The 3,089-nt window shown below is 67.6% G+C and carries 3 protein-coding genes and 1 pseudogene; all 4 read right to left on the reverse strand.

Annotated elements, in window-relative coordinates; genetic code table 11:
• A pseudogene (locus tag WB508_RS06625) lies at positions 1-230 on the reverse strand (ornithine carbamoyltransferase); the annotation flags it as partial.
• Positions 227-1,417 (reverse strand): acetylornithine transaminase, encoded by a 1,191-nt coding sequence (locus WB508_RS06630; protein WP_423844091.1) that lies wholly within the window; start codon positions 1,415-1,417, stop codon positions 227-229. The gene WB508_RS06630 and the pseudogene WB508_RS06625, both read right to left, overlap by 4 nt.
• Positions 1,414-2,388, reverse strand: a complete 975-nt coding sequence (gene argB / locus WB508_RS06635; protein ID WP_423844092.1) for an acetylglutamate kinase — start codon at positions 2,386-2,388, stop codon at positions 1,414-1,416. The genes WB508_RS06630 and argB overlap by 4 nt, the downstream gene beginning before the upstream one ends.
• On the reverse strand, positions 2,385-3,089 hold a 705-nt coding region (locus WB508_RS06640; protein WP_423844093.1), incomplete at its 5' end, for a bifunctional ornithine acetyltransferase/N-acetylglutamate synthase. The genes argB and WB508_RS06640, both read right to left, overlap by 4 nt.

Consider the following 3,089-nt stretch of genomic DNA (forward strand, 5'->3'; position numbering starts at 1 on the left):
CCCTGGGTGGCCGCTGCGTCGAGGACCACCGGGTTGCCGCCGAGGTCGGCGATGCCCACCGCGAAGGACACCCGGGTGCGCGTCGAAGCCTTGTCAAAGATGACCGCGACACTGCACGGACCGGTCAGGGGCGTCTTGGAGTACGGCGCTGCCTTCAGTTCGGCGGCAAGCGCCAGCACCTCGGCCTGCTCGGCCGGACTCAGGTCGTCGTCGCGCAGGAAGTGCCTCATGCGTCCGTCGCCGTGTCCAGCAGTCCACGCAGGATCGCGATGGCGTCGTCGGCCTGCTCGATCGACAGGACCAGCGGCGGCACGAGCCGCAGTCGGTCTGGAGTCGGCGCGTTGACGATCAGACCCCGCCCGAGTGCAGCCTTGGCCGTCTGCGCCGCGACCGGCGAGGCGAGGACGAGTCCGAGAAACAGCCCGCGCCCCGTGATCTCGGCGATGGCGGGGTGGTCCGACAGCCCCGCGCGGAACCGCTCACCGACGGTCACCACGTGGGTCAGCAGATCGTCGGTCTCGATCGTGTCGACGACGGCCAGTGCAGCGGCTGTGGACACAGGATTGCCGCCGAAGGTGGTGCCGTGGTGACCGGGCTGCAGCAGGGTGGCGGCGTCGCCCAGCGCGATGCAGGCGCCGATCGGGAGACCACCACCGAGGCCCTTGGCCAGGGTGATCAAGTCTGGCACGACACCCGATGGCGCATGCGCGAACCATTCGCCGGTGCGCCCCATGCCGCTTTGCACCTCGTCAACCCACATCAACGCGCCGTGTCGCTGAGTGATCTCCCGAACTCGCGCCAGGTAGTTCTCCGGCGGCACGATGACGCCGGCCTCGCCCTGGATCGGCTCGATCACGACGGCCGCGACCGTGTCGTCGACGAGCTGGTCGAGCGCATCGGCGTCGCCGTACGGTGCCCAGACGACATCGCCGGGAAGAGGCTCGAACGGTGCGCGATAAGGCTCCTTGGACGTCAAGGCGAGCGCGCCCATCGTCCGTCCGTGGAACGAGCCGTGCAGAGCGACGACCTTGGTGCGACCAGTGCGACGGGTGGCCTTGAGCGCCGCCTCGTTGGCCTCGGCACCGGAGTTCGCAAAGAACACCCGCCCCTCCTGGCCCACCAGCGACAGCAGCTTCTCGGCCAGCGTGACCTGCGGCTCGGTGGCGAAGAAGTTGGACACGTGTCCCAGCGTCGACATCTGCGTCGAGACGGCCTCGACCAGCGCAGGGTGGGCATGGCCCAGCGCATTGACCGCAATGCCCGCCAACAGGTCGAGGTACCGGTTGCCGTCGGCGTCCCAGACATAGCAGCCCTCGCCGCGGACCAGCATGGTCTGCGGCGGACCGAAGGTGTTCATGACGGCGTGGGCGTAGCGGTCGGTCCACGCAGCACTGGACGTTTGTGGGACGTGGGTCATGCGTCGTTCCCGGTGGCGCTGGTCGTGTAGAGGGCGGTGCGGATGCGCGTCTCGACGCCGGGCACCACCTGCGTGCCGACACCTTCGTCGGTGAACATCTCCAGCAGCACGGCGTGCGGGGTCCGCCCGTCGATGACCGTGGAGCGCTTGACGCCCCCGTGCACCGCCTTGAGGCAAGCGGTCATCTTGGGGATCATGCCGGTCGCCAGGTCCGGGATGATCTGCTCAAGTGCCTCGGGACTGATCTCGCCGATCACGTCGGTGCTGTGGGGCCAGTCAGCGTAGAGGCCCTCGACGTCGGTGAGCACCAACATCTTTTCGGCACCGAGCGCGATCGCGAGGGCAGCGGCAGCGGTGTCAGCATTGACGTTGTGCACCTGACCCTGGGCGTCGGGAGCGATCGTCGAGACGACCGGTATCCGACCGGCCTCGATCAGATCGAGCACCGCTTCAGGACGCACGCCGACGACCTCACCCACCAGGCCGATGTCGGTGGGCACGCCGTCGATGATCGGCATGGCCTTTTCAGCCTTGAAGAGCCCGCCGTCCTCGCCGGACAGCCCTACGGCGAGATCGCCGTGCTGGTTCAGCAGGCCGACGAGCTCGCGGCCGACCTGACCGGTCAACACCATGCGGACAACTTCCATCGCCTCAGGCGTCGTCACGCGGAGTCCGCCGCGAAACTCCGACTCGATGCCGAGGCGGTCGAGCATCGCGCTGATCTGAGGACCACCACCGTGCACGACGACCGGCTTGAACCCGGCCAGGCGCAAGAACACGATGTCCTCGGCGAAGGCCTGCTTGAGCGCTTCGTCAGTCATGGCGTTGCCGCCATACTTCACCACGATGACCTTGCCGTGGTACCTCTTCAGCCAGGGCAACGCATGGGCGAGCGTGACGGCCTGGTCGGTCGCCTTCTTCCACTCGTCGGGATGCCACTCGTGGTCGGGATCAGGAAATTCAGTGGTCATGATGAATACGCCGAGTTCTCGTGGACGTAGGCCTGCGTGAGGTCATTGGTCCAGATGGTGCCCGACTGGTCGCCGGACTTGAGATCGATCGTGACTGACACGGCCCGGTCGGTCAGGTCGATCATGTCGGGCGACTCGCCCGGGCCGCTCCCACGGCACACCCATACATCGTTCAGAGCGACGTCGAGGTCGCCTGGGTCGAAGGCCGCCTGGGTGGTGCCGACCGAAGCCAGGATGCGGCCCCAGTTCGGGTCCTTGCCGAAGATGGCGCACTTGAACAGATTGCTGCGCGCGACCGAGCGTCCCACCTCCAGTGCGTCGTCCACGGTGGCCGCGTTGACGACCTCGATGGCAATCTCGTGATCGGCGCCCTCGGCGTCGGCGAGCAGCTGCAGCGCGAGATCACGGCACACCGCCGTGACGGCCTGCGTGAACTCCGCAAGGTCAGGAGCGATGCCGGATGCTCCACTGGCCATCAACAAGACGGTGTCGTTGGTCGATTGGCAGCCGTCTGAGTCGAGCCGGTCGAAGGTCTGAGCCGTTGCGGTGCGCAGTGCAGCATCAACGGCGGCTGAATCGACGTCGGCATCCGTGGTGACGACGACCAGCATGGTGGCCAGCGCGGGCGCGAGCATGCCGGCCCCCTTGGCCATGCCGCCGACCGTCCAGCCGCCGCTGCCGTGCGCGACAGCCTCCTTCGC

The sequence above is a fragment of the Aeromicrobium sp. genome, from assembly GCF_049586495.1.
Taxonomy (GTDB): Bacteria; Actinomycetota; Actinomycetes; order Propionibacteriales; family Nocardioidaceae; genus Aeromicrobium.